At 37.7% G+C, this 5,779-nt stretch carries 11 protein-coding genes; all 11 read left to right on the forward strand.

The features are described from left to right. On the forward strand, positions 1-255 hold a 255-nt coding region (locus FHQ08_RS12400), incomplete at its 5' end, for a hypothetical protein (protein ID WP_230914701.1). Then, a complete protein-coding gene (locus FHQ08_RS12405) occupies positions 252-461 on the forward strand; it encodes a hypothetical protein (RefSeq protein ID WP_230914702.1) in 210 nt (69 codons plus the stop codon). The genes FHQ08_RS12400 and FHQ08_RS12405, both read left to right, overlap by 4 nt. A gap of 10 nt (positions 462-471) precedes the next feature. Then, positions 472-1,014: a DUF1642 domain-containing protein gene (locus FHQ08_RS12410; RefSeq protein ID WP_230914703.1), complete on the forward strand. Its 543-nt coding sequence runs from the start codon at positions 472-474 to the stop codon at positions 1,012-1,014. Then, positions 1,001-1,273, forward strand: coding sequence for a hypothetical protein (locus FHQ08_RS12415; RefSeq protein WP_230914704.1), 273 nt, complete (start codon positions 1,001-1,003; stop codon positions 1,271-1,273). Before FHQ08_RS12410 ends, FHQ08_RS12415 begins: the two co-directional genes overlap by 14 nt. Positions 1,274-1,309: 36 nt before the next feature. Then, positions 1,310-1,771 carry a YopX family protein gene (locus FHQ08_RS12420; RefSeq protein WP_230914705.1) on the forward strand — a complete coding sequence of 154 codons (462 nt, stop codon included), beginning with the start codon at positions 1,310-1,312 and terminating at the stop codon, positions 1,769-1,771. A gap of 494 nt (positions 1,772-2,265) precedes the next feature. After that, positions 2,266-2,439 carry a hypothetical protein gene (locus FHQ08_RS12425; RefSeq protein ID WP_230914706.1) on the forward strand — a complete coding sequence of 58 codons (174 nt, stop codon included), beginning with the start codon at positions 2,266-2,268 and terminating at the stop codon, positions 2,437-2,439. Next, positions 2,440-2,847: a hypothetical protein gene (locus tag FHQ08_RS12430; RefSeq protein ID WP_230914707.1), complete on the forward strand. Its 408-nt coding sequence runs from the start codon at positions 2,440-2,442 to the stop codon at positions 2,845-2,847. It begins immediately after the preceding gene. Between the two features lie 201 nt (positions 2,848-3,048). Further along, a complete protein-coding gene (locus FHQ08_RS12435) occupies positions 3,049-3,486 on the forward strand; it encodes an ArpU family phage packaging/lysis transcriptional regulator (protein WP_230914708.1) in 438 nt (145 codons plus the stop codon). Positions 3,487-3,899: 413 nt separating this feature from the next. After that, positions 3,900-4,967 carry a hypothetical protein gene (locus FHQ08_RS12440; protein WP_230914709.1) on the forward strand — a complete coding sequence of 356 codons (1,068 nt, stop codon included), beginning with the start codon at positions 3,900-3,902 and terminating at the stop codon, positions 4,965-4,967. Further along, on the forward strand, positions 4,945-5,316 hold the full coding sequence (locus FHQ08_RS12445) for an ASCH domain-containing protein (RefSeq protein ID WP_230914710.1): 372 nt from the start codon (positions 4,945-4,947) through the stop codon (positions 5,314-5,316). Before FHQ08_RS12440 ends, FHQ08_RS12445 begins: the two co-directional genes overlap by 23 nt. A 65-nt stretch (positions 5,317-5,381) precedes the next feature. Further along, the coding region (locus tag FHQ08_RS12450; RefSeq protein ID WP_230914711.1) for a terminase small subunit at positions 5,382-5,779 on the forward strand (398 nt) is incomplete at its 3' end.

Genomic DNA, 5,779 nt, shown 5'->3' on the forward strand with positions numbered 1-5,779 from the left:
TTATATGAGAATTCAGCAATGATATTGCTCAAAGATTCGGTAGAAATCGAAGGCGAATTGAGGAATAAGGTCGTTGTAAGTTTTCGTCGCTTAACTAAGTCGGGTAAACCTGTTATTAAAACATATGAACCTCGCAAATTGAATCAGGAAATCAAAGAATTGAAACGTCAAGGCATGAATAACACTCAGATCGCACAAAAATTAAACATTACAGTGCAGCGGGCACATGCTGTTAGACTGGGGGAATCCAAATGAACGAATCAACTAAGCAGCAATATGAACGTATTTTCCGCTCACGGTTCAATGAAGCATATAGTGAATGTCGCGGTGATATTGTGCGAGCAATTATCTATCTAAATAGCCATTATGTGGAAGCTTCTGGTGAGTTTCGGATAGCCTTAAGGAATTTATCCACGATAGATAAAAATCGCATCATACGTGAAGAATCAGAGCCATTTTAGGAGGATAAATATGAAAATTAAAGGTAAGGACCTAGCAAGAGTTACAGACCAAAATGGGTCTCCAATAGTACAGTATGACCTTTATGGATCTACTGAAACTACCCTTGGTGATCGTGTTAAGGAGGTTAATATTCCTGATGAATTGATCCACAAGCCAATTCCTGTACCGAAAGAAGTTGCGAAATACTTTCGTGCAAGTGCTGAAAAATTTTGTGTAAGGGGCAGGGTGCAGGTAGCTGACGCACTAACATTTAATTATTATGAAATGTCAAAAGATACACAAGAGTGGGTTGAAGGACATTTATTAGAATATTGCCAAGCTTTTTTGACTAATAATTACGAAGTCAAGAAGAAGGAAAAATATTACGTTAAAGTGCCTGGTACTGATGACAGCTATTTTGTAAAAACCAGCGATTTGGAAAGACTTAATGCATATCCCAGTGAGATTGCATTCGCAGTATCAGAATTAAGTCAATTTACCGACGATGAAATTGAGAAATATGATCTTCAAAATTATAAAAAAGAGATGGTAATGGAAGATGAAAATAATTAGTGTAGCAAGTATTAATAGCGCCGACAGTTCTTTATTTTATGAGGTTGGCATGCCGTTATGGTTCAACGACAAGGATGACGAGATTATCAGTATTGAATATCAAGATGAGCAAGCAGTTTCTTACGGGCAAACTCGTGAAGCGAGACAGTACCCCGTTTACGTTGTCAGAACAAAATCGAAACGTATGCTTGTTTTGCCAGCACAACAATTTATTGCTGATTATGTGGATACAGAACCTGAGGAGGACAATGATGACTAAATATCGCACGAAAGCACCGTTTAAAGGAGAGCAGCTATGAGAGATATTAAATTTAGAGAATGGGATTCAGAGCGAGAAAAGATGTACGGTAAAGGCCACGGCATGAGTTATTCAGAACGTGAAGAATATGATGATTCAACTGGATTTCGGTTTGCCCACGAGGAAGATTTGGACTATACGAATCGAGACAAAGTTGGCGATAAATATTATCGGCGTTTGATGCAATATACAGGTCTGAAAGATGGAAACGGTAAAGAAATTTATGAAGGCGACGTTATTCTTATCGTGTCAAAAGAAGAAGAGGATTCCTATATAGCACCAGTTAAATACTTTGCTGAAGATAATTATCCAGCCTTTGATTTAGACCCAAGATATATTCCAGACAATTGGTACTACGATTCCAACGTGCTAAGTCAAGAACTTAGTGCTGGAGTGTCACACGTTAAAGTGGTTGGCAATATCTATGAAAATCCCGAATTAGTGGAGGATAACAAATGAACGCATGGGAATTAGAGGTGGCTGCACAAATGCTTGGCTATCAAGATTTAAGTGAAGTTGATATTGAAGATATGAGTGAAGTTTATGAATTGGCGGAAACGTTAGATGACTAATAGCAAATTAAAAAGCATCGTTATTATTACTGTGGTTGCATGTTTCTGGGTTTTCATCGGGCTATTTTGTTATTGTTTACTGACTAGATATGAAAATGGAATGTTATACAGTGGCGTAGGTTTAATCTTGCTTTCGGTTTTGTTTTTGATATGTGCTCAATGGGTGATGGATAATGACTAATTTAGATCGAGTTAAGCTATTGCTGGAAGCCGAGTTACATCATGACTTTAGTAGTCATGACAGCTATATACAACAGGCAATTAAGAATATTGATTGTGCATCTCGAAAGGAAACCGAAAAGATTAATCGTTGATATATCAATGTTTAGATCTGTTTTTAGAAATAGCTGAGAAGAAAAAGGAAAGAAAGAGGAATGAAAAATGACTAGAGCAGAAGCATTTATGCGTTTACGTGAAGAGATCGGTGTTCTACATATCAGCTGGTCTGATAAAGCCACAGACAATATTACAGAAGAAGATTATCAGGACATGAAAGACATGATTTTGAAGATGATTCATAGAGTACCGAATAAAGACGAAACGGAGGGGAAATAATTGATTGAAGTCCACAAAACAAAAAAAGGACGGCGATATTTCATTTATGATATGGACGCTGGGTATACAAATGGCTATGTAGAAATTAATGAAGACTGGTCAAATGATTATCTTGATGAATTTTATGACCCATTCAATTTTCCAGGTGGACCGACATTCCTAGGTTATTTTTCAACAGAAGATGAAAAGCTTGGACTGTATCCATTCGGGAGCAGTGAGGATTCAATTTTAGGTAGCTGGTATGCATCAGTGCATAACGCTTTTGATAAATTCATGAAAAGTCATGATCAAAGTCAGTTGATTAGAATAGTTGGTTTTGACGACAATCACATTGACCAGATTGGTAAAGCAGAAGTTATTGCAGAAACTAAACGGATTGCCAAACAAATGGATACAATTATCAAGTAAGGAGGTTGGATATGAGAGATTTCGCTTGGTTTATCTGGAACATGAATGGTGCGTGGTTCTTTATCTTCGTAATCTTCTTGATCGCACTAGTCATTCAGCTGATTAAGCAAAAATAAAAAAAGGACCACCCGAGGGCAGTCCTTCTCTATAGCTCAAACACAAGCACAATGATTATAACATATGGAGGAGTGACTTGTCTTGATGTCATTGATAAAGGAAATAGACGTACAAAAATCACGGAATAATGCACGGAATGTATTAAAAACGTTCAGACCCCTAGCACGTATTGCCGGAACATCATTATCAAGTCTTCACTCACCAAGTCTTGATGGCATGCCTCGAAGTGATCGAATTGATCAAGGGCTCAGTCCAAGAGAGTTAGAGCTTTTAAAAGAAAAGTACGAAGCTGGGGAAGAACTAAACAAGATCGTCAATGCATTAAAAAATATCAGCACGCGAAGTTATTGGACGTTGTATTACAGTTATTGCACAAAGGATCCGTTAAGTTATATTCAAATTGCTGAACGATTGAAGTGGTATAGCGATACATCAATCAGTTACCTGAAGCGTCAAGCCTTATCAGAATTTTATGAAGCCTATGATCATGGCAGCTTGATTGAATACAAAGAAGAAAAATAATTCACCGATTTTTTACCTTTTCATCACCGATTTTAGGGTTGAAGTGTGAAATAATAGTATTGTCGAAAAGTAAAGGGGTTCGACAAATACGAGACGTGAAGGCTCTTCTTAAATATGTTATACATTCTTCCTTTATCCCCCTAAAAGGTGCCGTCAAGTTTAGGACTTATACTTCGTTCGATTCGGAGTAACGGCATAGGCTGTCAAAGGCCAAAAAATAAAATATTACGTATTGGTAGCTGCATACAGGCGTTTGTGACTTCCCGATCAACAACTCGGTTCAACTCTGAGATGCAGCATAGGAGTGAACTCAATAGATGAATACTCACAATCTAGCGAAGTTCATTTCCGGGATAATCACCTCTAGTATCTGATGATAAAGTCGGGTACTATTTTTGTTGAGGTGATATGAAATGAATGAGGACTATTTGAGATTAGAGGAGTTCGGAAATGTAAATGTTAATGATGCATTTTTTGATTCCTTACGTGAAAACTACAAAGGTTTCGACGGATGGTTTCTTCGGAAAGCGGCTAAAGGGGAGAAAGTGTATGTTTCAGTTTCTCCAGAGAAAAAGATAAATGCATTCCTTTACTTAAAAACAGAAAAAGGAAGCGTTAATGACATTTCACCATTGTTGGAAGAGGGAAAGCACTTGAAGATAGGCACTTTCAAGATAAATGCTCATTTTGCCGCCACCGGCAATAGGTTTATGGCGATTATTCTCAGAAAGTTTGTGGCTGAGGAGTTTGACGATGTTTACGTCACAATGTTCCCCGAAACTCGAGGCTTACCAAATCTTTTTAAACGTTTTGGATTCCGTAAGTATGGTACCAAACAAACTGAGAGCGGAAACGAAGAAGTTCTTATACGTAGTAAAGCCGATAGAGGAGACATATATGCTGACTTTCCAAAATTTGATTTGAATGGTGGAAAATATTTACTTGGCATTAAGCCAGAGTTTCACACGAGAATGGTTCCTGATTCTAGATTAAATACTGAACGGGACTTTGTACGCGAGGATGTTTCTCCAGCCAATAGTGTTGTGAAAACATATTTAACAAATATGAAGGGCGTTTCAGGGTTAAACCATGGTGACAAAATAGTTCTTTATAGAACCAAGGATGAAGGAAGGAAAGCTGAATACAGCTCAGTGGCTACCTCAATTTGTGTTGTGGATGAAGTTAGGAATATCAATAGTTTCTCGAATGAACAAAACTTTCTGGATTTTGCCAATCGAGGGTCTATCTTTTCGACAGATAAATTACATAGTTTCTGGATGTCCAAAAGATATAATCAAGTGATTAGATTCTTATATAATCTTCCACTGAAAAAAAGAATTACTCGGCATGACCTTTTATCTGGAGGGATTTTAAAGACTGATAAGAGAGGCCAATATTTTGGCTTCTTTAAAATGACGGATCAAGAATTCGAAGCAATTTTAAAGGCAGGGAAAGTAAATGAAAATTTTGTTATCAATTAGGCCTGAATTTGTTGATGAAATTCGTAGTGGTAGAAAACTTTTTGAGTATAGGAAAGGAATTTTTCGGAAACGAGTTGACAAGGTCGTCGTTTATTCCACTGAGCCCTGCGGAAGGGTTGTTGGAGAATTTGAAGTTAAAGCAGTTCTTCAGGATGCCCCAGATAAGCTTTGGAACAAGACCTCAAAATTTTCTGGGATTTCACACGATTTTTTCGAAGAATACTTTGATGGGCGGGAAACGGCTTATGCTATCGAAATTGAAAATTATCAGGAATATGAGATTCCTCGTAAAATCCAGGAACTTTTTCCGAATGTAAAAGCTGCCCCCCAATCATTTATTTATGTTTGATCTTTAATTAAGACGCCCCGGCGTCTTTTTTTGTACATAATTTTAACTAGGAGGCGGTGGTATATGTGACACCGAAGCAGCAAATTTTTGCAGATGAATACTTGAAAGATCTGAATGGTAGTCGAGCTTATAAAGTTGCTTATCCCCATGTCAAAAAAGATGGTGTCGCAAGAGCAAATGCAAGCCGATTGCTAACAAATGCTAACATCAAGCAATATATAGACGGACAACTCGAAAAAATGCACCAGGAGCGTACAGCAACCGCTCAGGACGTGATTGAATACCTAAGCCGTGTTATGAACCGTAAAGAAACGGAAGATCAAGTTGTTGTAACTAAGAAACCTAAAGTTTTGACCGTTGATGGCGAGAAAACAACCTATGACAAGGTAGTCTATGAAGAAACGGCAGATGTCATTGAAATCAGAACAAAGGTCTCTGATGCAAATAAGGCAGCTGAGTTGTT

The sequence above is a fragment of the Agrilactobacillus fermenti genome, from assembly GCF_021030645.1.
Classification (GTDB): Bacteria; Bacillota; Bacilli; order Lactobacillales; family Lactobacillaceae; genus Agrilactobacillus; species Agrilactobacillus fermenti.